Below are 24,398 nucleotides of genomic sequence, written 5' to 3' on the forward strand. Positions count from 1 at the left end.
CACAAATGCACACAGCAACCAGCACCGAAAAGCCGTAAAACACCCAACGCATCCACAGGAACAAAAAAAAGCCCGCACGAAGGCGGGCAACTTGCTTGCACAAGGGGGAGGAGCCGACCACAGCGGGCCGACGAATAAATCATAGCCCCGGCCCCAAAGAATGCATGTGATCTATTTCACACTTCACGCCTTTGTTGATTGATGAACAAACCATCCGCCATTGGTGAAAAAACAGCATCAATGACACCGCCGATCTGGCGCCCAATCGCACGCAGGCCCTCCAGACAAAGCCTGCGCAACAAGCGACCCCCATGACCACAACAACGACCCCGGCCCCGCAACAGGCAAACAACAACAGCAACAACACCAAGGCCTGGGTGATCGACCTCGTGCTGCTGGCGGCGCTGTGGGGTGCATCCTTCCTGTTCATGCGCATGGGCGCCGCCGAGTTCGGGGCGCTGCCCACCGCTGCGGCCCGGGTCAGCATCGGCGCCCTGTTCCTATTTCCCCTGATGATGCTGCGCGGCCAAGGGGCGGCGCTGGTGCAGCACTGGCGCGCCACCATGGGCATCGGCGTCTTCAACTCGGGCCTGCCGTTTGCGCTGTTCAGCTTTGCGCTGCTCACCATCAACAGCAGCCTGGCGGCGGTGCTCAATGCCACGGCCCCGATGTTCGGGGCCCTTGTGGCGTGGGTCTGGTTCCGCGAGCGGCCGGACAATTGGCGGCTGGTGGGTCTGGCCATCGGCTTCACGGGCGTGGTCATGCTGGCCAGCGGCAATGCCGGGCTGCGCCATGGCGATGGCGCGGGCAACAACGCAGCACTCTGGGCCATCGGGGCCTGTCTGCTGGCCTGCCTGTGCTACGGCATCGCCGCCAGCGCGACGCGCCGCTACCTGACCGGCGTGCCGCCCCTGGCCACGGCCACGGGCAGCCAGATCGGCGCATCGCTGCTGCTGGCCGTGCCTGCCATTGCCTACTGGCCCCAGCACATGCCCACGCTGCGCGCCTGGCTGGCCATCCTGGCGCTGGGTGTGCTGTGCACGGGGGTGGCGTACTTCCTGTTCTTCCGTTTGATCGAGCGCGCGGGCCCCGCGCGCGCGCTCACGGTCACCTTCCTGCTGCCAGTGTTCGCCACCTTCTACGGGGTGGTCTTTCTCGATGAAAGCATCACGCAGTGGATGTTGGTCTGCGCGGCCGTCATCGTCTGCGGTGTGGGGCTGTCCACCGGGTTCATCGCGCCGAAGTCAAAGCGCGCCGCCAGCGACAGCACGGCGAAGACCTGACCGCGCTCCATCAACCTGCCTTCTTCTGCCGAAGATAGGCCTGCGGCGTCATGCCCAACTGCTTGTGGAACATGGCGATGAAGGCCGAGGGCGCGCTATAGCCCAGCTCCAGCGCCACGTCCTTGACCGCACGGCCGGCCTCCAGCAGCGCGATGCCGCGCACCACCTTCAGGCGCTGGCGCCATTCGCCAAAGGGCATGTGCAGGTCGCGTTCGCAGCGCCGCGCCAGGGTGCGCTCGGTGGTGTGCACCGTGGCCGCCCATTCGGCCAGCGAGCGGCCGTCCCAGGGGCTGGCCTGCAGCGCGTCGAGCACGCGGCCCAGCAAGGGGTCTTGCGAGGTGGGCAGGTAGCTGTCGTGGCTGGGCGCCACGCGCAACTCGTCCAGCAGCACCTCGAACAGGCGCTGGTCGGGGGCGCTGCGCGGCACGTCGATGCCGCGGCTGTGCAAGGTGTCCAGCACGGCTTGAATCAGCGGGCTGATGACCATGGTGCAGGGCTGGTGCGGCAATGCGGCGCACAGAGCCTCGTCCACATAGACGGTGGCGTAGCTGGCCTCATGGCGGTTGCTCGACACATGCTCCAGGTGCGGCGGTATCCACACGCCGTACTGCGGCGGCGCGAGGAACACCTGCCCGCCCATGCCCACCTCGATCACGCCCGACAGCGCATGCACGAACTGCCCTGCCGCATGGCTATCGGCCGGGTCGGCACCACCGGGCTGCAGGTGCACCACCTTGAACTGCATGGGCGGCGCAGCATGGGACGGGGGCTTGCGAGCGGCCTTGGGGAGGTTCATCTTGTCTGGCTTCACTGATCGCTTGTCCGAACAGGCGTATTTGATTGAATCGGGCCAATTTAGACTGATTCTGCCCGCACCAGCCCAGGAAACGAACACCATGCCCACCAACCACCCCGGCGAATTCAACGCACAGTCACCCGCCAGCGCCATGGCCGAGAAGTTTGCCCGCGACGGCGTGGTCTGCCTGCGCGGGGTGCTGCGCCCCGCCGAGGTCGAGCGGCTGCGCGAGGGCATCGACGCCAACCTGGCCGCACCCAGCCCGCGCGCCAAGGTGGCCAGCCGCCCTGACGACCCGGGCTTCTTCATCGAGGACTTCTGCAACTGGCAGGAGATACCTGCCTACTGGGATGTGATCTCGCAATCCGCCCTGGCGGAAATCGCGGCCAAGCTCACGGGCAGCGAACAGATAAGGCTTTACCACGACCACATGCTCACCAAGGAGTCGGGCACCCGCCAGCGCACGCCCTGGCACCAGGACCAGCCCTACTACAACATCGAGGGCAGCCAGAACGTGAGCTTCTGGATCCCCGTCGACCCTGTCTCCCGCGCCTCCACGCTGGAGCTGGTGGCGGGCTCCCACCGCGGCCCCTGGCTCATGCCGCGCACCTTCATGACCAACGAAGCCAAATGGTTCCCCGAGGGCGCTCTGGCCGACCTGCCGGACATCGAGGCCGACCGCGCGGCCTACGACATCCGCGGCTGGGCCGTGGAGCCCGGCGACGCGATTGCCTTCAATATGCTCACGCTGCACGCCTCGGCCGGCCTGGAACCCGGGCGCCGGCGCCGCGTGTTCTCGGTGCGCATGATTGGCGACGACATCACGCATGCGCCACGGCGCTGGAAGACCTCGCCGGATTTTCCGGGGCTGGTGGAGCAGTTGCCGCAGGGGGCGCCGATGGAGCATGCGCTGTTTCCGGTGCTGTGGCCGTTGACCTCATGAACGCATTGCTACGCGGACATACGCCCCGCCGGTGAACAGCAGACGCGGGACACGATGCCCCCGTAGCCGACGACAGCGGTGAACGCCAGGCCCTTGCTCGGGCCGAAGCCCCCGTCAGGACGAGTGAAAAATCCCAGATCGATGCGGAAGCTGCCACAGCAGCGGCATCAAAGCACGGTACCTCCCGGACTGATCGACGGCGATGCCGGTCATCCAGTGTACGGTCCCGCAAATGCATGCTCATCAAAACTGCGCAGGGCAGCTGTGAGGAACTGACGGGCCTCGGAATTTCCACATCCAACAGTGGATAGAAGCCCCTGCGCACCGGCTCGAAAAAACCCGCCAGCGAACTGCCCGGCGCCACAGCCTCGTCCGGCCTTTGTGGGCAAAGCGACCAGCGGACCTGAACTTCATCCCCACTTAATGTGGGCGGCTTCCAATGCAGTTCGTGGGCAGTCGGTCCACACATCAACCCCCATGAAACCCCGAAGGCAACCCATGAAACTGCATATCACCGCTCTCGTTCTGGCCCTCAGCTGCGTATCCGCTTTCGCTGGCCCCACCTGCAATGCTCCCGAAAACAAATGGATGAAGGAAGCGGACTTCAAGGCCGGTCTGGAGAAGCAGGGCTACCAGATCAGGACCTTCAAGGTCAGCAAGGGCAAGTGCTACGAGATCTACGGCATGGACAAAGCCGGCAAGAAGGTCGAGATCTATTTTGATCCCGCAACGGGCGCTGAGATGGAGCGAAAGTAAACGACGGGCTACCGCGTCCTGACAGTCGATCCCCTCAAAGAAATGAGCTGACCATGACCGCTGCATCCGCACCCCATGCATCCACTGCCATCAAGGTCTGGGATCCGTTTGTTCGCCTGTTCCACTGGAGCCTGGTGACTTGCGTCATTTTGAACCTGTTCATCCTGGAAGATGGCAAGACGGCCCATGAGTGGGTGGGCTACACCGCCAGCTCGCTGGTTGTGGCCCGCCTGATCTGGGGCTTCGTCGGTACCAAGCATGCCCGGTTCAGCGACTTTTTCCCCACGCCCAGCAGGCTCTCGCGGCATGTGAGCGCCCTGAAACGCGGGGAGCATCTGGCCTACCAGGGGCACAATCCCTTCGGAGCCCTGATGATGCTGGCACTGATGGCGCTGGTGCTGGCCCTGGGAGCGACAGGATGGATGCAGACCACTGATGCGTTCTTCGGCAAGGAATGGCTGATGGAACTCCATGAATGGCTTGCCAATGGATTGCTGATTTCAGCAGGCCTGCACGGCGCAGCGGCCATTGCGATGGGACGCATCGAGCGGGTCCACCTTGTGCGGGCCATGGTCACAGGCGTCAAGCAGCACTTTTGATGGAATACGACCGGTATGCGTTTGCTGCTTCTTGAAGATGATCGAACCCTGGGCGCAGGTTTGCGGGATTTTCTGCAACACGACGGCTACCTGGTCGACTGGTGCACGACCCTCGCGCAAGCCAAGGGCCTGATCAGCGAGCCCTATGACGCCTGGCTACTGGATTGGAACCTGCCCGATGGATCTGCACTGGAATGGCTGCGCGGCCTCCGAACCAGAGGTGCCAGAACACCTGCCCTGGTTCTGACAGCACGGGACTTGCTGAGTGACCGCATCCATGGGCTGGACAGTGGCGCGGACGATTTTCTCGTCAAACCGTTTGCCCCCGAAGAGCTGAGCGCCCGGCTGCGTGCACTGTCCCGCAGGATCACCGGAGGCACTCCGCGCAAGATATTTGGCCGGGTCGAAATCAGTCTTTCGAACAAGGATGCATGGCTCGACGGCCAACGGGTGGAGCTGACCGCCCGGGAATGGGCGGTCTTGGAAGCGCTGATTCTTCGCACCGGGCGCACCGTGTCCGCCACCGAACTGGAATCCCTGGTACTGGGTCTGGACAGTGAGCTGGCCAGCAATGCACTGCAGGTGCACATCTTCAAGCTGCGAAGCAAGCTGGGCAAGGAGATGATCCAAACGGTACGCGGAATGGGCTACATGATTCCCAACCCGGTCCAAACCAGCTGACGCGATGGACACTCGCACTTCAAGGCCGCCATCCATTCGGGCACGACTGGTCCAGTCCCTGCTCTGGACGTCCGTGGCGTTCGGACTCATGACCTCGGTCGTCGTGTGGCTCGTGATTGGCCATGAAATGGGCGAATTCATGGACCAGGAACTGCGGGAAGCGACAGAAATATTCCACCACGCACTGGTAAATCAACCGGACCATATTTATGGCAATCAGAGTGCCAAGAATCACTTCGCCTACGAGGAACATCTGGTCTGGCAGGTCGTGGACGCCACAACAGGCGAAGTCCGCAGCCGCTCCCACAAAGCGCCCGCGCAGGCTTTGCAGCGTGCGCCCCAGGACAGGGTTACTTGGACGGCAGATAGACAATGGCGCGCCTACACCTCGGACTTCAGAAACGCCTCAACACATTTTCTGGTGGTGGCACAAAGCAAAAAGGAACGGGACGAAGTGCGCGGCGAGGTGGTGCTCTACACGCTGATGGCGGCCCTGTCCATGAGCCTGCTGTCTGCACTGCTGATGAACTGGCGAATCAGCCAGGAGCTGCGTCCGCTCGGCACACTGAGCCGGGATGTGCAGCGCTACGACCCCCTCAGGCCCGAGACCACGCCCCGCTCTGAACCGAGGCAAGAGCTTATGCCAATAGAACAATCGATCAGTGAACTGGGACAGCGCCTGGCCCAGAGGATCATCAGCGAACGCGCATTCACCGCGCACGCGGCACATGCCTTGCGCACGCCCGTGGCAGGTATCGATGTGCAACTGGCCATGGCCATCAAAGAGGCGCCAGACAATGTTCGTCCGCGTCTTGTGAGTGCCCGGGATGCCACAAAGCGGCTCGGACGCGTCATGCAGGCATTGCTGATGATGTTCCGCAGCGGCATCGAGCCGCAGCGCCAGACGATCGACCTGAATCAACTGATCAAAGCACTGGCTTTTCACGATCTGGCGATATCTGTCCGCCCGGACACGGTGGTGGCTGCAGACCCGGACCTGCTGGCTGCTGCTCTGTTGAATCTGCTGGACAACGCCCACCGCTTCCATGCCAGCCAGGTGGCGATTTCCGCTTCCACGCAAGGCAATGACTTCATTTTGACGGTGCAGGACGATGGCGATGGTTGTACGCCGGAGCACAGAGCCAGTCTGCAGGATTCGCTGCAACATCAGGCCTACGGCGAAGGCAGCGCCATGGGAGGCCTGGGCCTGGTGCTGGCGGATCTGGTCGCTCGCGCCCATGGTGGCAGAGCCATGTTGCCGGAGTGCGCTGCTGGCTTCTGCATTGAGCTTCGCTGGCCAGCCACGCAAGCTGGGCCTTGAAACCGACCTGCAGAAATGGTCCGCCAGTTGCGGCTTCCGTGTGCTGACTCTGCGCGGCAGACAGGCAGCCCAGCACACTACTTCACCCCTATAAGAAGAGATCCTTCATGAGACTTCCTGACTCTCCCCCAAAGCCATCTCACATCGCCAGTATGTGCATCGCCATTTCCGGCATTGCAGCGGCGTTTGCCGCGAATGCGGAAGCCCCCATGACAACGGACGATGCGGGAACCCTCTCCAAGGGCGCAATGAAACTGGAGAGCGTGATATCCAGGGACGACAAGACCACCGGGGTGGAACTGATCTTCGGCGCAGGCGTTGCCAAGGACCTGGAGATGGAAGTGGCTCTAAGCCGATCCAGGGATTCCCACACCAGCCCATCCACCAGATTCCATGGACGTGCTCTTGGGGTGAAGTGGGTTCCCGTTCAGAATGAAATGGGCTGGTCCCTCGGGGCGCGACTGGACATTGGCGGGACTCGCCTTCGGGAAGATGTGACGCCAGAGCACTCTACCGAGAGCGAGTTCGCGGTCACCGGACTGGCCAGCTACAGGATGGTGAACTTGCATGTGCTGCACCTCAATGCGGGCGGGAGGCGGATCAAGGCTCAAGGCTCCCACAGCACTGCAGCGACCTGGGCTGCCGGCTACGAGATTCCGCTGACGCAGAAGGCACAGCTTACGATGGAGGTGCATGGCGCGCACAATTCCCACCCCGACAAAGCCATCGGTGTGCGTTACGAGATCACCGCAGGAGTGAAGGCCTCGGCCGCCTTCGGACACGGCGATGGCCGAACCTTCAGCCAGTTGGGGGTCGCCTGGGAATTCTGAAGGCAGCGAGGCGCGAGGTCTATCCACCCTGGTACGGACCGCGCCGACGCACCATATCTCACCGCCCCCTCAGAGGCCTCAGCAGATCCGACAACCCGTTGTGGTCGATCTCATACATCAGCGCCAGCAACTGCCCCAGCTCCCCTTTCGGGAATCCCTCGCGCGCAAACCAGCCGAGGTAGTTGGCAGGCAGGTCGGCGAGCAGCGTGCCCTTGTGCTTGCCATAGGGCATCTCGGTGGTGACCAGGCGCTGCAGCTTTTCGGCATCCATCGCGTGCGCTCCTTCAGCCGCCCGCGCGCTTGACCTTGTGGCCGAGCTTTTGCAGCGCGGCCATCACGCGGTCCACGTGGTCGCCCTGGATTTCGATCACGCCGTCCTTCACCGTGCCGCCGCTGCCGCAGGCGGCCTTGAGCTGCTTGCCCAACTGGTCGAGCGCGGCGGCATCCACCGGCACGCCCTTGACCAGGGTGACGGCCTTGCCGCCACGGCCCTTGGTCTCGCGCGATACGCGCACAATGCCGTCGCCGGCAGGCACTGCGGCCGCCTTGGCCAGCTCCTTGCACACGCACTGGGCGATGGGCTGGCGGCAGTCGGGGCACATGCGGCCGGTGTCGGTGGAATAGACCAGGCCGCCCAGGCTGCCCAGGTCGGCCAGCGACTTCTTGGGGGCGGGGGCCATTACTTCGGCTCCCGCACGATGAGGGGGGTATCGGCGGGGTTAGCGCCAATTTCCTTTTGCAGCATGTGGAAGTTGAGCAGGCGCGTGGCCATCACCGTTTCTGCCAGAAAGCACACCAGCGCCAGCAGGAACGAGGCCACGCCGGCCAGGAAGCCGCCGATGGCCAGGCGGTTGGCCTGGTAGTCGAAGGTTTCGCCCAGAAACAGCAGGATGATGGTGATGCCGATGAGAAAGGCGCAGAAGGTCAGCAGCGCAATGCAGCCGTTGGCCAGGCGGCCGCGCAGGCGCAGGTCACCAAGCTCGGCGTAGGCGCGGGCGGTGTACTCGGGGTCGTTGTTGGCGCGGGCGCGGTCTTCCACCACGCGGGCGCGGTCGATGATGCGTGCCAGCCGGCCGGCCACGGCGCCGATCATGCCGGAGACGGCGGTGAGCAAAAACACGGGCGCCACCGCGAGCTGGATGCCGTGGGTGATGACGGAGGGATCGGTGGGGATGGCCATAAGCGGGAGTAGCGTGTATGCGGGCCGCCCGATTATCGGCGCACAGTGCGGGCTGGCGGCACGGCAAACCAGCCATTGACCCGTGCCAGCACCCCAATGCAGGACAATCGGGGGATTCAGACAGCCCGCGCGCGGGCTGCGCCCACCCCATTTGTCTTTCTATTTCGTGGCCGTGCCCCGTGCACAGGCCGCCTTGCCCATGCCCTTTGCTGCCCTCGGTCTCTCCCCCGCCCTCGCCCATGCCGCCCAGGCCGTGGGCTTCACGGTGCCCACGCCCATCCAGACCGAGGCGATCCCCGCCATCCTGAACGGGCAGGACCTGCTGGGCATTGCGCAGACCGGCTCGGGCAAGACGGCGGCGTTCGGGCTGCCGCTGCTGCAGGCGGTGCAGCTGGGCACCACCGGCCAAGCGTCACGCCACGCCACCGCCCTGGTGCTGGTACCCACGCGCGAGCTGGCGGCCCAGGTGGGCGAGGTGCTGCGCGACCTGGCAGGCCATTTGCAGCAGCCGCCCAAGGTGGCGGTGGTGTTCGGCGGCGTGTCCATCAACCCGCAGATGATGGGCCTGCGCGGCGGGGCCGACATCGTCGTGGCCACGCCGGGCCGGCTGCTCGACCTGGTGGAGCACAACGCCATCCAACTGGGCAAGGTGGCCCATCTGGTGCTGGACGAGGCCGACCGCCTGCTGGACCTGGGCTTTGCCGAGGAGCTGCAGCGCGTGCTGGCCCTGCTGCCGGCCAAGCGGCAGAACCTGTTCTTCTCGGCCACCTTCGCCGCCCCGGTGCAGGCGCTGGCCGATGGCCTGCTGCACCAGCCGCTGCGGGTGGAGATTGCGCCCACGCCAGACCACACCCCCGACATTGCGCAGCGCGCCATAGCGGTGGACGACAAGCGCCGCACGCAGCTGCTGCGCCACCTGCTCAAGGAGCACGGGTGGACGCGCGTGCTGGTCTTTGTGGCCACGCAGTACGCGGCCGAGCATGTGGCCGAAAAGCTGTACAAGGCCGGCATCTTCGCCAGCCCCTTCCACGGCGGCCTGAGCCAGGGCGCGCGCAAGCAGGTGCTGCAGGAGTTCAAGGACGAGCGCTGGCAGGTGGTGGTGACCACCGACCTGGCTGCGCGCGGCATCGACATTGCCCAATTGCCTGCGGTGGTGAACTACGACCTGCCGCGCTCGGCCGACGACTACGTGCACCGCATCGGCCGCACCGGCCGCGCGGGCGAGAGCGGCGTGGCCGTGACCTTCGTCACGCCCGACGCCACGGCGCACTTCCGCCTGATAGAAAAGCGCCAGGGGCTGGCGCTGCCGCTGGAGGTGATTGCCGGCTTCGAGCCCACCGAGGTGGCCCCGCCCCCTGCCCCGGCAGCCCCTGGGGAGCCCGGCACCGGCGGCATCAAGGGCCGCCGCCCGAGCAAGAAGGACAAGCTGCGCGCCGCAGCGGCAGAAGCCGAGGCCGAGGTGGCTGCCGAAGCCGCACGCCCTGTGGGCAAGAAGCCCCCCAAGCCGGAGTAAGGGCAGACCCGGCCGGTCAACAAAAAACCGGCGTGCCCCGTGAAAGGCAAGCCGGTGGGTCGGTGGGTCGGGCACAAGCCCGCATCCGCCAGGTTGTCAGTCTTCGCTGTCGTTGTCTTCGGCACCCATGCTGTCGTTGGCAGCATCCTCGTCACGCGCACCTGCAGGCCGCGCCGTGCGCTTGCCGGGCTTGGCCAGGATCTCGACGTAGAACTGCTTGCCGCCCTCGGCCACCACGCCGTTGATCAGGCCGGTGAGGGCCGACAGGTGCACCACCGTGGCGGCTTCCTTGGTGGCGCCGAACTGGCAATCGAAGTCCCAGAAGTCCGCGCCTTCGGGGATGTCACGGCGGCGTTCGCGCTTGATGTACTTGCGGATATCGTGCTTGACGGCCTCCAGAACCCGGTCCGGATTCTTGCCTTCGACATGTAGTTGGAAAGTTTTTCTCATGGGCGATGGTACCGCTTGCGGGCCCAGGGCCGTACCAAGGGGTCATGAACCGGGGCTTGCAAGCCCCGGAAAACAGGCTCAGGGCCTGCGCGCAATCTCCAGGAAGGCGCGGTTGAGCCTGGCATCCGCCTCGGTCAGCTTCGTGCGGCGGCCGGCCAGCCAGGCGTCGTCTTTGGCCAGGGACTCGCGGGCGCTGGCGAGCATGCGGCGCACCTCGGCTGGCTGGGGTCCGCCCACGCCGACGCGGGTTTTGACCATGTTCTCGGGCGAGAGCGTCTTGCGGAAGCTGGCCTCGTCCAGCGGCAGGCGCAGATCGGTCAGGCTGTACTTCTTGCCGGCCTCGGCATAGATGCGCACGGCCTCCTGGTAGGGAAACTCGCTGGGGCGCAGGTTCTTGCTGCGCGCGTACACCACCACCTCGGAGGCAAAGTGGTGCCCCACGCGAAACGGCACGCGGCTGGTGCGCTGCAGGGTTTCGGCCAGCTCCATGGAGGTGGTCCATTCCGACTCCAGTTCCTCGAGCGAGCGCACGGGGTCCACCTGCAGCGCATCGAGCACCTCCTTGAACTGCTGGACCATCTCCACGCCCAGCACAAAGGTCCGGGCGCCGCCCTGCGCGCTCCAGGCGTTCTTGTAGTCGATCATGCCGGGCGTGACATTGTGGGCACGAAGCGTGACGGCCTGGGCCGAGGCAACCACGTCCGAGGCCTTCAGGCGCGTGTTCTGGATGATGCCGGGGTTGGCCTTTTGCGGCATGGCACTGCTGGTGTAGGTCTTGCCGGCCGACAGCAGCAGCCAGGGGCGCGTCTGGTGGTACTGCACGTGCACGTCCTGCATGAAGGCACCCACGCGGATGGCGGTGGAGCTGGCGATGCCGACGGCCTCGATGGGAATGTCGTAGGTGCTGACCTGCCCGGCGTCCAGCGAGTTGACGATGAGCCCGTCGAACCCGAGCAGGTCGGCCAGCCGCTCGCGCTTGAGCGGCCAGCTGGAGTTGGCCAGCACAGCAGTGCCCAGCGCGCTGCGGTTGATGCGGGCATAGGCCTCGCGGATGCGCGTGGCGTCGCGCTCGAACGAGTCGGCAAACGCCAGCAGGTAGTGCGCGTAGCTCACGGGCATGGCCTGCACGCCGTTGGTGTAGGCGGGCACCAGCGTGTCCACGTTCTGGGCGGCCAGCTCCAGCAGGCGGGCGCGGGCGCTGCTCAGGGCGGTGGCAAAGTCCAGCACCTCGGTGCGCAGCTGGGCAGCGTTCAGGGTGGAGTGGATGTCCTGGCGGCTGCGGCCCGAATGGATCAGCGTGGCGTCGGGGCCTGCGGCGTCGGTGATGATCTTTTCGACCTGCAGCACGTCGGTGGGCCGGCGGCCACCGGGCTGCGTGGCCTGGTCGATGGAATGGGCCACGCCCCGTGCGATGGGGCCCGCCAGCGGGGCGGGGATGATGCCTTCTTCCACGTTCATCACGGTCGATGCCATGTTGATGCGGCCAAACCAGTAGAAGACATCCTGCGCCTTGGCCTGGGCGCTGGTGGCGTCGCCGCTGAAGGTGCCCTGGATCTTGGCGACCTGGGCGCGGCATTCTTCGGTGGTGCGGCAGGCGGTGTCGAGCGTGTCCGCAGCGTGCGCAGCCGCAGTGGCGGCCAGCAAGGCGGCAACGCACAAGGCGATTTTGGTTTTATGGAGGTTCATGGGCGTCTCAAAGAGGAAAAATGGCATGCGGCGTCCCCGTTGTCTCCAGGCGCTGGTTCGGGGGATTGGGCGTAGGTATGCGGGCCGGCAGGCGCGCATACAAGTGCGTACAGGTGCGTACAGGTGCGTTGGGCGGGTGTCGTGTCTCCGTCAGATTCTTGTTCTGTGAGGCTCTTGCCTCCAGCATCCAAGAATTGAATGGATTGCTGGAGCGGCTCAGCCACCATTCTGGCCACACAGCCCTCTCCGTCAAATTCAAAGGCGCTCTAAGATATTCAAACAATGAATACAACGCCGCCATGACACCCACCACCCCAGACCTGTTGTTTGCACGGCTGCTGGGCCGTGCGCGCCTGAAGCACCTGCAACTGGCCGTGCACATTGCCGAGTTGCAAAGCCTGCAGAAGGCCGCCTCGGCCATAGGCCTGAGCCAGCCTGCGGCCACGCACGCGCTGGCCGAGTTCGAGGCCCTGCTGGGCACCCCGCTGTTCGAGCGGCACGCGCGGGGCATGCGGCCCTCGCCCGCCGGGCTGGCCCTGCTGCCCCTGGTGCGCAATGCGCTCAAGCTGCTGCACGCCTGCGCGGAAACGGCAGCCTCCATGCAGCATGGCGCCACCGGTCTGGTGCGCATCGGCGCCATCCACGCAGCCGTGGCGGGGTGGCTGACGCAGGCACTGCCGGTGTTCAGCCGCACCCACCCGGACGTGGCGGTGGAGGTGCATGAAGTGCCGGCCGACCAGTTGCTGCAGATGATCGAGGCCAACCGGGTCGACATCGTGCTGTGCCGCGAGCCCCAGCCCTTGCCCGAAGGCCACCTGTTCACCCCCGTGCGGGCCGACCACTACGTGGTGCTGTGCCGCAACGGCCACCCGCTGGCAGGGCAGGCCCATGTGTCCGACGACGACCTGCGCGCGCACACCTGGCTGGTGCCGCCGCTCACCGGCATTGCGCCGGCGGAGTTCAACGCGCTGTGCGTGCGCCTGGGCGGTGCGCCGCGCACCTGCCAGGTCTCCAGCCGCTCGGCCCTGCTCACGCAGGCCATGCTGGACAGCGGCGACCTGCTGGCGCTCAGCCCCCACCACTTTGCCCGTCCGCTGCTCGAAGCACGTCTGCTGACCCACCTGGCCGTGCCGCACATGGCCATGCCGCCACTGGGCATGCTGCGCCGTGCAGCAGCGGCCGCCGATGCCCCGTCAGCCGTGGCCCGGCTGGCCGAGAGCCTGCTGGCCTGGCACGACATTGCGGCCCGATGACCCGCCTCTGACCAGCGGCCACAGCGGCCCTGCGATCCAAATCCCCACCAAGTTTCAGCTTTCCCCCTCCCCGGAAAACCCGTTCTGTACTATTGACCTCAATCAAAATTTACAACAGAGGAGGTGGACTATGTCGACAGCAGGATGGATTTTCTCCGGCGTGGTGGTGGTGTTGCTGGTATGGGCCGTGGTGGTCTACAACCGCCTGGTGCAGCTGCGCAACCGCATTGCCAATGCCTTCGCCCAGATCGACGTGCAGCTCAAGCGGCGCTACGACCTGATCCCCAACCTGATCGAGGTGGCGCGCGGCTACATGGCGCATGAGGCGTCCACGCTCGAAGCGGTGATCAAGGCGCGCGGCAATGCGCAGACCGCCGCTACCGCAGCCCGTGCAGCGCCGGCCAGCGCCAGCGCGCTGGGCGCCCTGGCCACGGCCGAGGGCGTGCTCGGCGGCAGCCTGGGCCGGCTGATGGCGCTGGCCGAGGCGTACCCCGACCTCAAGGCCGATGCCTCCATGAAATCGCTGAGCGAGGAGCTCACCAGCACCGAGAACCGCCTGGGCTTTGCGCGCCAGGCCTACAACGACCAGGTGCTGGAGTTCAACGACAAGGCCCAGCAGTTTCCTGACCTGATCGTGGCGCGGCTCTTGGGCTTCGTCAGCTCGCCGATGCTCGAATCCACGCAAAGCGCAGAAGAACGCACCGCACCCAAAGTGCAATTCTGAGCAGTCCGCGTAACCGCGAGGGACTGACTCGATGAAATTCTGGAACCATCAAGAAAACGCGCGCAGCGAAACGCGCCGCCTGCTGCTGGGCTTTGCCATTGCCGTGGCGCTGCTGGTGGCTGCCGTGCACGGGGCGCTCGTGGTGGCCTGGCTGCTGATGGCGGCCGTGCTGCCGGGCAACCTGCCCTACCCTGCCGGCTTTCTGGCCGTCAACGTGGGCGTGTCGCTCATGCTGGTGCTGGGCGGCTGGTGGGTGGAAACGTCGAACCTGCGCGCAGGCGGCGTGAAGCTGGCCACGCGCGCCGGTGCGCGCGAGCTGCGGCCCTCGATCTCGCATGCCGAGCAGCGCCTGGCCAACATCGTCGACGAGCTGTGCATTGCCGCCAACATGCGCCGCCCGCAGGTGATGGTGGTGCCGCGCGTCGATGCCATCAACGCCTTTGCCGCCGGCTGGGACGACAAGGATGCGGTGGTGGCCGTGACGCAGGGCGCGCTCGACTACCTCAACCGCGAGGAGATGCAGGGCCTGGTCGCCCATGAGCTGAGCCACCTGCACGAGGGCGACACACGCCTGAAGATGCAGCTGGCCGGAATGGTCTACGGGCTGGAGCTGGTCTACAACTTTGGCGACACGCTGCGCGAGCGGCGCGGCCTGGCCTGGTGGTTCGGCTCGGCCATCATGCTGGCGGGCTTTGCCGGCTGGCTCACGGGGCGCATGCTCAAGGCCGCCGTCTCGCGCCAGCGCGAGTACCTGGCCGACGCCCGCGCCGTGCAGTGGACGCGCAGCAAGGACGGCCTGGGCGGCGTGCTGCGCAAGGTGATGGGCCAGCGCCGCGACACACCGGCGGGCTATGCCCAGGACCACCGCCACACGGGCCTGGCCCTGCCCTCGGTGCAGCACATGCTGCTGGTGGACGTGGAGGGCGGCGGCCGGCTGGAGCGCCGGCTCGACACCCACCCCACTCTCGAAGACCGCGTGCGGCGCGTGTACGGGCGGCCCATGCAGCCCCTGGCCGCCTCCCCCGTGACTGTGGAGCCCGAGTCTGCGCGGCGCGGCAGCGCGGCCAGCGTGGTGCCGGGCACGCCCACCATTGCATCCCTGGTCGACCCGTTCGCACGGTTCACCTGAAGTGACTGGTAGGGCGCGCGCCGCGTCTCGACATGGTGGTCCGCCTGCACTCATCGATTATTTCGATGCTCAGCACGCAGAACTATCGTTTTTCATGGAGGAAGAGTTTGCCTAAAGTTTGATGGTCATCAACCCGCAAGCAGACATCCCCCATGACCTCCTCGATCCTCTCCACCACATCGCACCTCACCTCCCCCATCCCCTTTCACCTCGCGTTCCCGGTGCGCGACATTGCCGAGGCCCGCGCCTTCTATGGCGAGCTGCTGGGCTGCCCCGAGGGGCGCAGCGCCGACGCCTGGGTGGACTTCAACTTCTTCGGCCACCAGATCGTGGCCCACCTGGCGCCCGACGAATGCGGGCATGGCAGCCACAGTGCGGTGGATGGCCACGCCGTGCCGGTGCGCCACTTTGGCGCCGTGGTGCCCATGGACCTGTGGCGGGCCATGGCAGACAGGCTCACCGCGCGTGGCACGGCCTTCGTCATCGAGCCCTATATCCGGTTCAAGGGCGAGCCGGGCGAGCAGGCCACCATGTTCTTCCTCGACCCCTCGGGCAACGCGGTGGAGATGAAGTCGTTCGCGGACCTCGGCTCGCTGTTCGCCAAGTAAGGGGCTGCCATGCAACTCCCACGCATTCACGCGCTGGCGTGCGCCGCCGCACTGCCGCTCACCCTGGGCAGCGCCTGGGCTCAGGTCGATACCCTCAAGGCAATCAGGGACAGCGGCAAACTTGTCATGGGCGTGCGCGATGCCTCGGGCGCCATGTCGTTCACCCTCGGGCCAGGCCAGTACACGGGCTTCCATGTGGAGGTCTGCAATCGCATCGTGCCCGACATCAAGGCCGCAGCCCGGCTGGACAAGCTGGAGGTGGTGTACCAGTTGGTGACCCCGCAGAACAGGATATCGCTGGTGCGCAATGGCACCGTGCACCTGGAGTGCGGCACCACCACCAACAATGCCGCGCGCCAGCAGGAGGTGGCGTTTGCCCCCACGCTGTTCGTCGAAGGCGTGCGCATCGCCGTGAAGGCATCGTCCCCGGTGGCAGGCGTTGCCCAGTTGAGCGGCAAGACCGTGGCGGCCACGGCCGGCAGTACCGCCGTGCAGGCCGTGCGCAAGATGGGGCGCGAGGCCTCCGGCCAGATGACGGAGGTGCTGGGCAAGGACAACAGCGAGGGCTTTCTGCTGCTGGAGACGGGGCGTGCCGACGCCTTCGTGGCGGACGGCCAGATTCTGGCCACCCTGATCTCGCGCAGCCGGGAGCCCGCGCAGTACAAAATCCTGGAGCCGGTGCTGAGCGTGGAGCCCCTGGCCATCATGATCCCCAAGGACCCCGCCTTCAAGGCAGTGGTGGACCAGAGCGTGGCAGCGCTCGCCAAAAGCGGCGAGGTCGCGCGCCTTTACGACAAGTGGTTCATGCAGCCGATACCGCCCCAGGGCATCAGGGTGGGGCTGCCCGCCAATGCCCAGACCAAGGCAGCCTGGGCCAACCCCAGCGACAAGCCCGTGGAAGACTACGGACCGCGCTGACGCGAAGAAGAAGCCACAGCAGGCGCAGGCGCCGCCACCTCGGCGGCCCGCCTCAGGCATTGCGCGAAGAGCGCCACGGCGGGCGGGCTGGCGCGCGGCCTGCGCTGCAGCAGACCGATCTCGCGGTAAAAGGTGTTCTCGCCCAGGGTCAGCACGCGCACGCCGGGCGGCAGCGGCAGGTGCGCCTGCACCAGCGGCACCAGCGCCACTCCCACGCCCAGCGCCACCAGGTGGATGAGCGCGGGTATCTCGTCCGCCTCCACCGCATCGCGCACGGCCAGGCCTTCACGGCGCACAAAGCGCTCCACCATGCGCCCGCCGAACGACGTGCGCTCGTAGCGCAGAAACGGGTGCTCCTGCACCAGCGCACGCCAGTCGCGGCCCTTCAGGCCGGCCGGCACCAGCAGCACGAAGGCCTCGTGCGCCAGCGGCTGCCAAGTCAGCTCGGGCAGCATGCCGAAGGGCGGGCGGATGATGACGGCCGCATCGATCTTGCCCGCGTCGAGCTCGTCCATGAGGCCCATGGACACGCCCGGCGTGACGTGCACGCGCAGCTGCGGATGGGCTTGGCGCAGAATGGCCAGCGCCCGCGCCACCAGGGTCGGCTGCGCCGAGGCGATGGAACCGATGCGCAGCAGGCCTGCCGTTGAGGCCTCGCTGGGCAGGTCGGCCAGCCGGGCGTATAGCGCCTGGATCTCTTCAGCGCGCGCCAGCGTGGCCTGGCCTGCCGCGTTGAGCGTGGCCGAGCGCCCCGTGCGGTCGAACAGCGCAAAGCCCAGCGACTCCTCCAGCCGCTTGATCTGGCTGCTGACGGCGGACTGCGTGAGGCCGATGCGTTCGCCCGCAGCGGCAAACGTGCCATGGCGGCAGACGGCGATGAAGGTCTTGAGTTCGCTGAGCACGGCGGGGCATCATTCCGAAAATCGATACATGTCCTGCAGCATATATCGCGGCCGTCCATGCCAGGAGCTTGCGCGGGCGATCGCCAAGGCAATGCCCCTGCGGACCACACCGATGGTGGACACGCCTCAGGGCAACATCTCCCAACCGTCCCCCTGTGTAAAACACTTGGTGGCGTTTTGCGCGCGCGGTGCCACAATGGTGCACTACGTATTGTTACAAACGCATGCACCACGATCAGGAACTGTTGCAACTGCTGCCCGCAGCAGCACTGGTGGTGACGCCAGCCGGCGCCATCCTGCGGGCCAATGCGGCCGGTGTGGCCCTGCTGGAGGCTGACAGCGAGCAGGCCCTGCTGGGCCGTATCCTGGGGCATTTCGTGCACCCCATGGACAAGGCGCGCTCCAGCCAGCGCATCCAGCGCGTGAAGGAGCCCGACCATGCGGGGCGGCCCAACAAGTCCTCCGAGTTCCGCGTGCGCACCGACAAGGGCCAGCTGCGCATGGTGCTGGTGGCCAGCGTGGCGATTGAATGGCAGGGCGCGCCGGCCGTGTTGATGTGCGGCATGGACATGACGCACCAGAGCGAAATCCAGGAGCAGCTGCGCGAGAGCGAGCACAATTTCCGCCGTCTGTTCGACAACATGCAGGACGTGTACTACCGCACCGACGCGCAGGGCGTGGTGCAGCATGTGGGGCCTGGGGTGCGCCGGGTGCTGGGCTACGAGCCGCACGAGATCGAGGGCCGCACCGCCGAGTCGTATTACCCGCAGAGCAAGGACCGCGATGCCTTCAAGGTGGCCATCCAGGAAAAAGGCGAGGTGGCCGACTTTCCGGGGCAGATGGTGCGGCGCGATGGCGCGGTGATCGACATCTCCATCAGCAGCCACGCGCTGTACGACCACCTGGGCCAGTTCGCCGGGGTGGAGGGCATCTACCGCGACGTGACGCAGCGCAAGAACCTGGAGCGCGAGCTGCACCGACTGGCCACCACCGACATGCTCACCGGCATGGCCAACCGCCGCGCCTTTCTGGAAACCGCCGAGGCGGCTTTCCACGCCGCACGCGAGCATGGCACGCCGCTCACGCTGCTGATGCTGGACGTGGACCATTTCAAATCCATCAACGACCGCTTCGGCCACCTCGAAGGCGACCGCGCCCTGGTGGCCTTTGCACGCGCCGTCATGGACGGGCTGCGCCCTGGCGATGCGGTAGGCCGCCTGGGCGGGGAGGAATTCGGCGTGCTGCTGCAGGGCACCACGCTGCCCCAGGGCCATGAAGTGGCCATGCGGCTGCTCAATTGCGTGCGCACGCTGGAGCTGGCGGGCATGGATGCGGGTGGCAGCCACCGCTACCGCATCACCGCCAGCATGGGCCTGGGCACCCTCAGGGGCAGCGACCGCAGCCTGCGCGACCTGCTGGACCGGGCCGACCAGGCGCTGTACCAGGCCAAGCGCGAAGGGCGCGACCGGATTGCGCTAGCCGACGCCGACCTGGACGGCCAGGGCTACTGACCTGGCCGGCACACTCCGCGAGTCGGATGCCGATCAGAAATCGAACACTGCCAGGCCCATGCCGTAGCGCCCTTGCAGCGTCGTGGCCATGGCACCCAGGCAGAACATGGCATACAGCAGAACAAACACCCGGTGGCTGGCTGGCCTGGGCGTGTGCGCCGGTGCTAGCCGCACGGGCCCCAGGGCCGCCGCCAGCAGCATGGAGGGGATGATGAAGTAGCGCCCCTGCAAGCCTTCGATGACGCGCACGGGGTAGTCGTTCCAGGTCACGGCGAGCGCAAAGAAGGCCAGCAGCGCGCTGCCCACCGCCGCAACCAGCAGCGTGGCGCGGATGCCAAGATCGGCCTTCTGGTAGCTAGTCGCCGCGACGGTCAGGCCGGCCGCCAGCAGCAGGCCGCAGCCTATGGCGGCCAGGGCCAGGTCCGCAATCGGCGCATCGGCCCAGCCCAGGTTGCCCACGAAGGATGAAGCGATCAGGTGGCCCTGGAACGGGTCGGCGATGGTTCGCCCCACCAGGCGCAGGAAATCAAGCGGGTCGCGCAGGTATGTGCCGATGATCTGCCCCGTGGAGAGCGCGCGCACCACGCGGTGGTCCTGGGTGTGGACCAAGCCGTAAAGAGTCCACCCGGCACTGGCCAGGAACAGTGTGGCCGTGGCCGCGAGGCGCTGCAACGACCAGTGCCTGAGCAGCAGCACCAGCGGCAGCAACACCATGGGAATGAGGTTGGTGCGCGAGGTGACCAGCAGGAAGATGGAGGCATAAAAAGCGAATGCCTGCCAGCGCGTGGCCTTGCCCTCCTGCCACTGCAGCAGAAACAGCGACAGCACCAGCAGTGCCAGCGCAAAGCACAGCCCATCGATGGTGGGCGAGATGATCTGGAACAGCGACATGGGCATCAGCAGCAGGGCCTGCAACAGCACGGAGGGCGGCCCCGTCTGCCAGGCCCAGAAGACCAAGCCCAACACCAGCAGCGTGACCAGCATGCGGGTCAGCTGGTAACTGTGGCCCAGGGACAGGTCGAGCGCGCGCGAGAGCTTGAGGCCCAGCGCATGCGGCAGGTAGATGAAGGGGGCGTAGTACCCGGTGGCCGACGCATCGACGAAGACCTCATCGTCCATCCAGTCGAACCGCTTGGCCTCGCTGGTAAGCCACGCGGGCGACAGGCTCCTGTCGCGGTGCGGCCCCACGATCTTCTGCATCCACTGCGAGAACAGGAAGAAATGGATGTCCACCCAACCACCGGTCTTGCCGCGCACGTCGGGCTCCAGGCCCTTGAGCAAGGGCTGGCCATGGGCCACCATGTCGGCGCGCAGCAGGTGCACGATCTCATCGGGCGACTGGAAGGCTGGAATCAATTGCATCATGCCGCAGGCAATCGCAAAACCCAGTGCCAACCAGGCCATTCGCATCTGCCGCAGACCAGCAAGGCCCCGCCCCCGCCAGAGGGATGTCAAACGAGGCCAGCCAGAAAGGTCAGGGCGCAAAAACAATGCAGACAGTCTTCAAGGAAACAATAGACAGCGACCATCCCAGCTGGCAAGACGATCTTATCCACCGGGGTTTTGACTGCGACGGCCACAAACGCGCAATTGCGTGTCAGGCGTGACCTACGTCACCAAAGAGGGAGGTTTCTGAAGGGTGCAGGGACGCGAAAGACTGAACTCCACTCGCTCCTGGGTACTGCTGGATCATGGCAGGCCATGTCCACCATCGCAACATCGCTTGCATTTTGAATCAGTTGCCTCCCAATCCCCCACAATAGCCACCCCATGAGCCCCCCACACACCCAACGCGCCACGCCCGGCAAGGAAGAGATCGCACTGCTGCCCCCCTTCGAGCGCCTGGGGCCCGACCGCATCGCCCTGGTGACCACCGCCGCCCAGGCCGAGCAGGCCTGCGCCGAACTGGCCGCGAGCACCGTCTGGGGCTTCGACACCGAGTCCAAGCCCACCTTCGTGCAGGGCGAGGCGTCCGACGGGCCGCATGTGGTGCAGCTGTCCACCCTCGACAAGGCCTGGGTCTTTCAGTTGCACGACCACGGCTGCCGCGCCCTGGTGGCACAGCTGCTGGCCCGGCCCGGCACCACCAAGGCGGGCTTTGGCCTGGGCGACGACAAGAAGCGCATCGAGGCCAAGCTCGGTGTGGTGCCCGAGGGCGTGCTGGAGCTCAACCATGTGTTTCGCCAGCAGGGCTACCGCAAGGACATGGGCGTGAAGGGCGCGGTGGCGGTGCTGTTCAACCAGCGTTTCATGAAGTCCAAGAAGGCCGCCACCTCCAACTGGGCCAACGCCCACCTCACCGAATCGCAGCTGGTGTATGCCGCCAACGATGCCTATGCGGCGGCGCGCGTGTACCACGCGCTGGGGCTGCCAGCCGGCACGTGAGGCAATCGCTCAGAGCACTGCTGCCAGCCGTGCGGCCTGGTCGATAGCCCGCTTGGCATCGAGTTCGCCGGCCTCCAGCGCACCGCCCACCACATGGGGCTTCCTGCCCAGGGCCAGCAGTTCATCGGCCAGCGTGCGCAGCGGCAGTTGGCCCGCGCACAGCACCACGGTGTCGCAGGGGATCCAGGTCGGGTCCTCGCGCTGCTCGCCGTACGAGACAAGCAGGCCCTCGTCGGCAATGCGCTCGTAGTTCACGCCGCCCACCATCTGCACCTGCTTCATCTTCAGCGTGGTGCGGTGGATCCAGCCTGTGGTCTTGCCCAGGCCCTCGCCAAGCTTGCCCTTCTTGCGCTGCAGCAGCGTGACCTGGCGAGCCGGTGGCGTGGCCTGCGGGCCCTTGGGGGCCAGGCCGCCGCGTGCCTCGGCCGGGTCGGTGATGCCCCACTCTGCCTGCCAGGCGGGCAGGTCCAGCGTGGTCGAGTGGCCCTGGTGCACCAGGAACTCGGCCACGTCGAAGCCGATGCCGCCCGCGCCGATGACGGCCACGCGCTCGCCCACGGGCTTGCCGTGGCGCAGCACGTCGATGTAGCTCAATACCTTGGGATGCTCCTGCCCGGGGATCTTCGGGTCGCGCGGGCTCACGCCCGTGGCCACCACCACCTCGTCGTAGCCTGCAAGGTCTGCGGCCTGCACGCGGGTGGAAAGGTGCAGCACCACGCCGGTGTCCCGCACCCGCGTGGCCAGGTAGCGCAGCATTTCGTGGAACTCTTCCTTGCCCGGCACCTGCTTGGCCATGTTGAGCTGGCCGCCGATGGCGTCGGCCGCGTCGAACAGGTGCACCTCGTGCCCGCGCTCGGCCGCAACCGTGGCTGCCGTCAGGCCCGCCGGCCCGGCGCCGACCACGGCGATGCGCTTGGCCTTGTTGCCGGGCGCCAGGGGGCGATAGACCAAGAGAGTCTCCTGGCAGGCTCGCGGGTTCACCAGGCAGCTGCTGGTCTTGTTCTTGAACACATGGTCCAGGCAGGCCTGGTTGCAGGCGATGCAGGTGTTGATGCGGTCGGCCCGGCCGGCGATGGCCTTGTTCACGAAGGCCGGGTCGGCCAGCAGCGGCCGCGCCATGGAGACCATGTCGGCGCAGCCATCGGCCAACACCTGTTCGGCCACCTCGGGCGTGTTGATGCGGTTGGAGGTGATGAGCGGCGTGGCAATGCCGGCTGCTGCGAACTCGGCCTTCATCTTCTGCGTGACCCAGGCGAAGGCCGCGCGCGGCACGCTGGTGGCAATGGTCGGTATGCGCGCCTCGTGCCAGCCGATGCCGGTGTTGACCAGGCTGGCGCCGCCCGTGGCCACGGCCTTGCCAAGGGTGACGATCTCGTCCCAGGCGCTGCCGCCGAGCACCAGGTCGATCATGGACAGGCGGTAGATGATGATGAAGTCCGGCCCCACGGCCTCGCGCATGCGCGCCAAAATTTCCACCGGCAGGCGCATGCGCTGGCTGTAGTCGCCGCCCCAGGCGTCGGTGCGCCGGTTGGTGGTGGCCGAGAGGAACTGGTTGATCAGGTAGCCCTCGGAGCCCATCACCTCCACCCCATCGTACCCGGCCTCGCGGGAGCGCTGTGCGCAGTTGACGAAGGCGCGGATTTGCCGCTCCACCCCGCTGGCCGACAGCGCAAACGGCGTGAACGGCGATATCGGCGACTGCAGCCGCGAAGGCGCCACCGCCAGCGGGTGGTAGGCATAGCGGCCCGTGTGCAGGATCTGCAGCGCGATCTTGCCACCGGCGCCGTGCACGGCCTCGGTCACCACCCGGTGGCGGCGCGCAGCGCCTGCCGTGGACAGCGTGCCCGCGAACGGCTTGGTCCAGCCCGCGATGTTGGGCGCAAAGCCCCCCGTCACGATCAACCCCACCCCGCCCTCGGCCCGCTCGCGGAAATAGGCCGCCATGCGCGAAAGGTCGCGCGCGTCTTCAAGCCCCGTGTGCATGGAGCCCATGAGCACGCGGTTCTTGATCTGCGTGAACCCCAGGTCCAGCGGGGCGAGCAGGTGGGGGTACAGGGCGTGGCCGGGCGGCAGCTCGCTGGCGATGGATTTCATGGTGGGGCGCAGAAAGGGTGGGATGGCGTCCAGAACGCCGGACACAACATCTAGAACTATTTTCTAGAACTTTATTCTAGAATGCACTTCCATGGCAAGCCGTACCAACCCCGCCCCCACCGCCGAGCCCACCGACCGCCGCCAGGAGATCCTGAACGCCGCGCTCGCCTGCGCCGCTCAGGCGGGGGTCGATGCCGTCTCCATCGACGGCGTGCGCGCGCGCTGCGGCGCCAGCGTGGGCAGCATCTACCACCATTTCGGCAGCAGGGAGGGCGTCGTTGCGGCGCTGTTCTTCGACATCTTCGCGGAGCAGTCGCGCAGCGTGCAGGCCCAGCTCGACGCCGCTGTGGGCGTGGAGGCGGGCGTGCAGGCCCTGGTCACTGGCTACCTCGACTGGGTGGTGGCGCAGCCCGTGCAGGCGCGCTTTCTGTTCCAGGCACGCGGCCCGGTGGCCAACGGCCCGCGCAGCGCCGAACTGGCCGAGGCCGCGCGCGGGCGCAACCAGGCGCTGTTGGCATGGTTCGAGCCGCACCGTCGGGGAGGCGCATTGCGCGACCTGCCGTGCGAGTTGATGCCATCGCTGGTGATGGGGCCGGTGCAGAGCTATTGCCGGGCGTGGTTGTCGGAGCGGGCTGGCCAGGGGGGTCTGCCTTCGCCGCAGGTGTACCGCAGTGAGTTGGCGGCTGCGGCTTGGAGGGCGGTGCGGGCGTGACGGGCGTGATGGGTGCGGGCCCCAGTGCTGTTCTGTTTCTGTGGTTGCTGCATGCTTTTGCCGAGGGCGGAGGCCGGGGTGTGCGCCCGGCGGCGCACCCACCTTCTTTTGCGTCGCCAAAAGA

Annotated in this window: 25 protein-coding genes; 16 read left to right on the top strand and 9 right to left on the bottom strand. The window is 66.5% G+C overall.

Annotated features, from left to right (window positions below):
• Window positions 1-311 precede the first annotated feature (311 nt).
• Window positions 312-1,283 (top strand): DMT family transporter, encoded by a 972-nt coding sequence (locus ASE28_RS00420; RefSeq protein WP_057263708.1) that lies wholly within the window; start codon window positions 312-314, stop codon window positions 1,281-1,283.
• 10 nt (window positions 1,284-1,293) lie between these two features.
• Here ASE28_RS00420 and ASE28_RS00425 read toward each other — a convergent pair whose 3' ends face one another.
• Window positions 1,294-2,079, bottom strand: coding sequence for a helix-turn-helix domain-containing protein (locus ASE28_RS00425; RefSeq protein ID WP_057264313.1), 786 nt, complete (start codon window positions 2,077-2,079; stop codon window positions 1,294-1,296).
• Between the two features lie 100 nt (window positions 2,080-2,179).
• Between ASE28_RS00425 and ASE28_RS00430 the strand changes: the two genes are divergently transcribed.
• The 6 genes from ASE28_RS00430 to ASE28_RS00455 all read left to right on the top strand — a co-directional run bounded on the left by ASE28_RS00430 (window position 2,180) and on the right by ASE28_RS00455 (window position 7,209).
• A complete protein-coding gene (locus ASE28_RS00430; RefSeq protein ID WP_057263711.1) occupies window positions 2,180-3,022 on the top strand; it encodes a phytanoyl-CoA dioxygenase family protein in 843 nt (280 codons plus the stop codon).
• A gap of 498 nt (window positions 3,023-3,520) precedes the next feature.
• On the top strand, window positions 3,521-3,778 hold the full coding sequence (locus ASE28_RS00435) for a PepSY domain-containing protein (RefSeq protein ID WP_057263712.1): 258 nt from the start codon (window positions 3,521-3,523) through the stop codon (window positions 3,776-3,778).
• Window positions 3,779-3,831: 53 nt separating this feature from the next.
• A complete protein-coding gene (locus tag ASE28_RS00440; protein WP_057263714.1) occupies window positions 3,832-4,377 on the top strand; it encodes a cytochrome b/b6 domain-containing protein in 546 nt (181 codons plus the stop codon).
• Between the two features lie 15 nt (window positions 4,378-4,392).
• Entirely contained in the window at window positions 4,393-5,058 is a 666-nt protein-coding gene (locus ASE28_RS00445) for a response regulator transcription factor (protein WP_057263716.1), read from the top strand.
• An 88-nt stretch (window positions 5,059-5,146) separates the two neighbouring features.
• Complete coding sequence (locus ASE28_RS00450; protein ID WP_057263718.1) at window positions 5,147-6,379, top strand: HAMP domain-containing sensor histidine kinase; 1,233 nt, start codon at window positions 5,147-5,149, stop codon at window positions 6,377-6,379.
• Window positions 6,380-6,486: 107 nt separating this feature from the next.
• On the top strand, window positions 6,487-7,209 hold the full coding sequence (locus tag ASE28_RS00455; RefSeq protein WP_200963891.1) for a hypothetical protein: 723 nt from the start codon (window positions 6,487-6,489) through the stop codon (window positions 7,207-7,209).
• A gap of 58 nt (window positions 7,210-7,267) precedes the next feature.
• On the opposite strand, the gene ASE28_RS00460 is transcribed toward ASE28_RS00455, so the two are convergent.
• The 3 genes from ASE28_RS00460 to ASE28_RS00470 are packed head-to-tail and all read right to left on the bottom strand — an operon-like array spanning window position 7,268 to window position 8,389.
• Window positions 7,268-7,480: a DUF3820 family protein gene (locus tag ASE28_RS00460; protein WP_057263722.1), complete on the bottom strand. Its 213-nt coding sequence runs from the start codon at window positions 7,478-7,480 to the stop codon at window positions 7,268-7,270.
• Between the two features lie 13 nt (window positions 7,481-7,493).
• On the bottom strand, window positions 7,494-7,889 hold the full coding sequence (locus ASE28_RS00465) for a translation initiation factor Sui1 (RefSeq protein WP_057263724.1): 396 nt from the start codon (window positions 7,887-7,889) through the stop codon (window positions 7,494-7,496).
• Window positions 7,889-8,389 (bottom strand): DUF2721 domain-containing protein, encoded by a 501-nt coding sequence (locus ASE28_RS00470; RefSeq protein WP_057263726.1) that lies wholly within the window; start codon window positions 8,387-8,389, stop codon window positions 7,889-7,891. The genes ASE28_RS00465 and ASE28_RS00470 overlap by 1 nt, the downstream gene beginning before the upstream one ends.
• Window positions 8,390-8,588: 199 nt before the next feature.
• Between ASE28_RS00470 and ASE28_RS00475 the strand changes: the two genes are divergently transcribed.
• On the top strand, window positions 8,589-9,902 hold the full coding sequence (locus tag ASE28_RS00475) for a DEAD/DEAH box helicase (protein ID WP_057264315.1): 1,314 nt from the start codon (window positions 8,589-8,591) through the stop codon (window positions 9,900-9,902).
• Window positions 9,903-9,998: 96 nt separating this feature from the next.
• On the opposite strand, the gene ASE28_RS00480 is transcribed toward ASE28_RS00475, so the two are convergent.
• Together ASE28_RS00480 and ASE28_RS00485 are read right to left on the bottom strand one after the other, a co-directional pair.
• Entirely contained in the window at window positions 9,999-10,352 is a 354-nt protein-coding gene (locus tag ASE28_RS00480; protein ID WP_057263727.1) for a DUF6172 family protein, read from the bottom strand.
• 78 nt (window positions 10,353-10,430) lie between these two features.
• A complete protein-coding gene (locus ASE28_RS00485; RefSeq protein ID WP_057264317.1) occupies window positions 10,431-12,038 on the bottom strand; it encodes an argininosuccinate lyase in 1,608 nt (535 codons plus the stop codon).
• Window positions 12,039-12,337: 299 nt separating this feature from the next.
• On the opposite strand from ASE28_RS00485, the gene ASE28_RS00490 reads away from it, so the two are divergent.
• The 5 genes from ASE28_RS00490 to ASE28_RS00510 all read left to right on the top strand — a co-directional run bounded on the left by ASE28_RS00490 (window position 12,338) and on the right by ASE28_RS00510 (window position 16,670).
• Window positions 12,338-13,291: a LysR substrate-binding domain-containing protein gene (locus ASE28_RS00490; protein ID WP_057201098.1), complete on the top strand. Its 954-nt coding sequence runs from the start codon at window positions 12,338-12,340 to the stop codon at window positions 13,289-13,291.
• A gap of 130 nt (window positions 13,292-13,421) precedes the next feature.
• Window positions 13,422-14,015 carry a LemA family protein gene (locus tag ASE28_RS00495; RefSeq protein ID WP_057201099.1) on the top strand — a complete coding sequence of 198 codons (594 nt, stop codon included), beginning with the start codon at window positions 13,422-13,424 and terminating at the stop codon, window positions 14,013-14,015.
• A gap of 31 nt (window positions 14,016-14,046) precedes the next feature.
• Complete coding sequence (locus ASE28_RS00500; protein WP_057201100.1) at window positions 14,047-15,144, top strand: M48 family metalloprotease; 1,098 nt, start codon at window positions 14,047-14,049, stop codon at window positions 15,142-15,144.
• A gap of 221 nt (window positions 15,145-15,365) precedes the next feature.
• Window positions 15,366-15,752 (top strand): VOC family protein, encoded by a 387-nt coding sequence (locus ASE28_RS00505; RefSeq protein WP_369818108.1) that lies wholly within the window; start codon window positions 15,366-15,368, stop codon window positions 15,750-15,752.
• A gap of 9 nt (window positions 15,753-15,761) precedes the next feature.
• On the top strand, window positions 15,762-16,670 hold the full coding sequence (locus tag ASE28_RS00510; protein WP_057263731.1) for an amino acid ABC transporter substrate-binding protein: 909 nt from the start codon (window positions 15,762-15,764) through the stop codon (window positions 16,668-16,670).
• Here ASE28_RS00510 and ASE28_RS00515 read toward each other — a convergent pair.
• Window positions 16,655-17,572, bottom strand: a complete 918-nt coding sequence (locus ASE28_RS00515; protein ID WP_057263733.1) for a LysR substrate-binding domain-containing protein — start codon at window positions 17,570-17,572, stop codon at window positions 16,655-16,657. The two genes, ASE28_RS00510 and ASE28_RS00515, sit on opposite strands and share 16 nt — an antisense overlap.
• Before the next feature lie 224 nt (window positions 17,573-17,796).
• On the opposite strand from ASE28_RS00515, the gene ASE28_RS00520 reads away from it, so the two are divergent.
• On the top strand, window positions 17,797-19,083 hold the full coding sequence (locus tag ASE28_RS00520) for a sensor domain-containing diguanylate cyclase (RefSeq protein ID WP_057263735.1): 1,287 nt from the start codon (window positions 17,797-17,799) through the stop codon (window positions 19,081-19,083).
• A gap of 33 nt (window positions 19,084-19,116) precedes the next feature.
• On the opposite strand, the gene ASE28_RS00525 is transcribed toward ASE28_RS00520, so the two are convergent.
• Complete coding sequence (locus ASE28_RS00525; RefSeq protein WP_200963892.1) at window positions 19,117-20,445, bottom strand: DUF2142 domain-containing protein; 1,329 nt, start codon at window positions 20,443-20,445, stop codon at window positions 19,117-19,119.
• A gap of 408 nt (window positions 20,446-20,853) precedes the next feature.
• Between ASE28_RS00525 and ASE28_RS00530 the strand changes: the two genes are divergently transcribed.
• A complete protein-coding gene (locus ASE28_RS00530) occupies window positions 20,854-21,468 on the top strand; it encodes a 3'-5' exonuclease (protein ID WP_057263740.1) in 615 nt (204 codons plus the stop codon).
• 9 nt (window positions 21,469-21,477) lie between these two features.
• Here the strand turns inward: ASE28_RS00530 and ASE28_RS00535 are convergent, their stop codons facing one another.
• Window positions 21,478-23,562, bottom strand: coding sequence for an NADPH-dependent 2,4-dienoyl-CoA reductase (locus ASE28_RS00535; protein WP_057264319.1), 2,085 nt, complete (start codon window positions 23,560-23,562; stop codon window positions 21,478-21,480).
• 91 nt (window positions 23,563-23,653) lie between these two features.
• Here ASE28_RS00535 and ASE28_RS00540 point away from each other — a divergent pair, with 91 nt between their 5' ends.
• Complete coding sequence (locus ASE28_RS00540; protein ID WP_057263742.1) at window positions 23,654-24,274, top strand: TetR/AcrR family transcriptional regulator; 621 nt, start codon at window positions 23,654-23,656, stop codon at window positions 24,272-24,274.
• Window positions 24,275-24,398: the final 124 nt, after the last annotated feature.

It is taken from the genome of Acidovorax sp. Root219 (assembly GCF_001428665.1).
Classification (GTDB): Bacteria; Pseudomonadota; Gammaproteobacteria; order Burkholderiales; family Burkholderiaceae_C; genus Acidovorax.

Bases quoted from the DNA above. Each gene is read 5' to 3' on its own strand.
- ASE28_RS00450 (WP_057263718.1), top strand. From the start codon at position 5,147: ATGACCTCGGTCGTCGTGTGGCTCGTGATTGGCCATGAAATGGGCGAA.
- ASE28_RS00540 (WP_057263742.1), top strand. From the start codon at position 23,654: ATGGCAAGCCGTACCAACCCCGCCCCCACCGCCGAGCCCACCGACCGC.
- ASE28_RS00485 (WP_057264317.1), bottom strand. From the start codon at position 12,038: ATGAACCTCCATAAAACCAAAATCGCCTTGTGCGTTGCCGCCTTGCTG.
- ASE28_RS00440 (WP_057263714.1), top strand. From the start codon at position 3,832: ATGACCGCTGCATCCGCACCCCATGCATCCACTGCCATCAAGGTCTGG.
- ASE28_RS00475 (WP_057264315.1), top strand. From the start codon at position 8,589: ATGCCCTTTGCTGCCCTCGGTCTCTCCCCCGCCCTCGCCCATGCCGCC.
- ASE28_RS00470 (WP_057263726.1), bottom strand. From the start codon at position 8,389: ATGGCCATCCCCACCGATCCCTCCGTCATCACCCACGGCATCCAGCTC.
- ASE28_RS00445 (WP_057263716.1), top strand. From the start codon at position 4,393: ATGCGTTTGCTGCTTCTTGAAGATGATCGAACCCTGGGCGCAGGTTTG.
- ASE28_RS00495 (WP_057201099.1), top strand. From the start codon at position 13,422: ATGTCGACAGCAGGATGGATTTTCTCCGGCGTGGTGGTGGTGTTGCTG.
- ASE28_RS00480 (WP_057263727.1), bottom strand. From the start codon at position 10,352: ATGAGAAAAACTTTCCAACTACATGTCGAAGGCAAGAATCCGGACCGG.
- ASE28_RS00510 (WP_057263731.1), top strand. From the start codon at position 15,762: ATGCAACTCCCACGCATTCACGCGCTGGCGTGCGCCGCCGCACTGCCG.
- ASE28_RS00520 (WP_057263735.1), top strand. From the start codon at position 17,797: ATGCACCACGATCAGGAACTGTTGCAACTGCTGCCCGCAGCAGCACTG.
- ASE28_RS00530 (WP_057263740.1), top strand. From the start codon at position 20,854: ATGAGCCCCCCACACACCCAACGCGCCACGCCCGGCAAGGAAGAGATC.
- ASE28_RS00490 (WP_057201098.1), top strand. From the start codon at position 12,338: ATGACACCCACCACCCCAGACCTGTTGTTTGCACGGCTGCTGGGCCGT.
- ASE28_RS00500 (WP_057201100.1), top strand. From the start codon at position 14,047: ATGAAATTCTGGAACCATCAAGAAAACGCGCGCAGCGAAACGCGCCGC.
- ASE28_RS00455 (WP_200963891.1), top strand. From the start codon at position 6,487: ATGAGACTTCCTGACTCTCCCCCAAAGCCATCTCACATCGCCAGTATG.
- ASE28_RS00420 (WP_057263708.1), top strand. From the start codon at position 312: ATGACCACAACAACGACCCCGGCCCCGCAACAGGCAAACAACAACAGC.
- ASE28_RS00465 (WP_057263724.1), bottom strand. From the start codon at position 7,889: ATGGCCCCCGCCCCCAAGAAGTCGCTGGCCGACCTGGGCAGCCTGGGC.
- ASE28_RS00460 (WP_057263722.1), bottom strand. From the start codon at position 7,480: ATGGATGCCGAAAAGCTGCAGCGCCTGGTCACCACCGAGATGCCCTAT.
- ASE28_RS00425 (WP_057264313.1), bottom strand. From the start codon at position 2,079: ATGAACCTCCCCAAGGCCGCTCGCAAGCCCCCGTCCCATGCTGCGCCG.
- ASE28_RS00525 (WP_200963892.1), bottom strand. From the start codon at position 20,445: ATGCAATTGATTCCAGCCTTCCAGTCGCCCGATGAGATCGTGCACCTG.
- ASE28_RS00535 (WP_057264319.1), bottom strand. From the start codon at position 23,562: ATGAAATCCATCGCCAGCGAGCTGCCGCCCGGCCACGCCCTGTACCCC.
- ASE28_RS00435 (WP_057263712.1), top strand. From the start codon at position 3,521: ATGAAACTGCATATCACCGCTCTCGTTCTGGCCCTCAGCTGCGTATCC.
- ASE28_RS00430 (WP_057263711.1), top strand. From the start codon at position 2,180: ATGCCCACCAACCACCCCGGCGAATTCAACGCACAGTCACCCGCCAGC.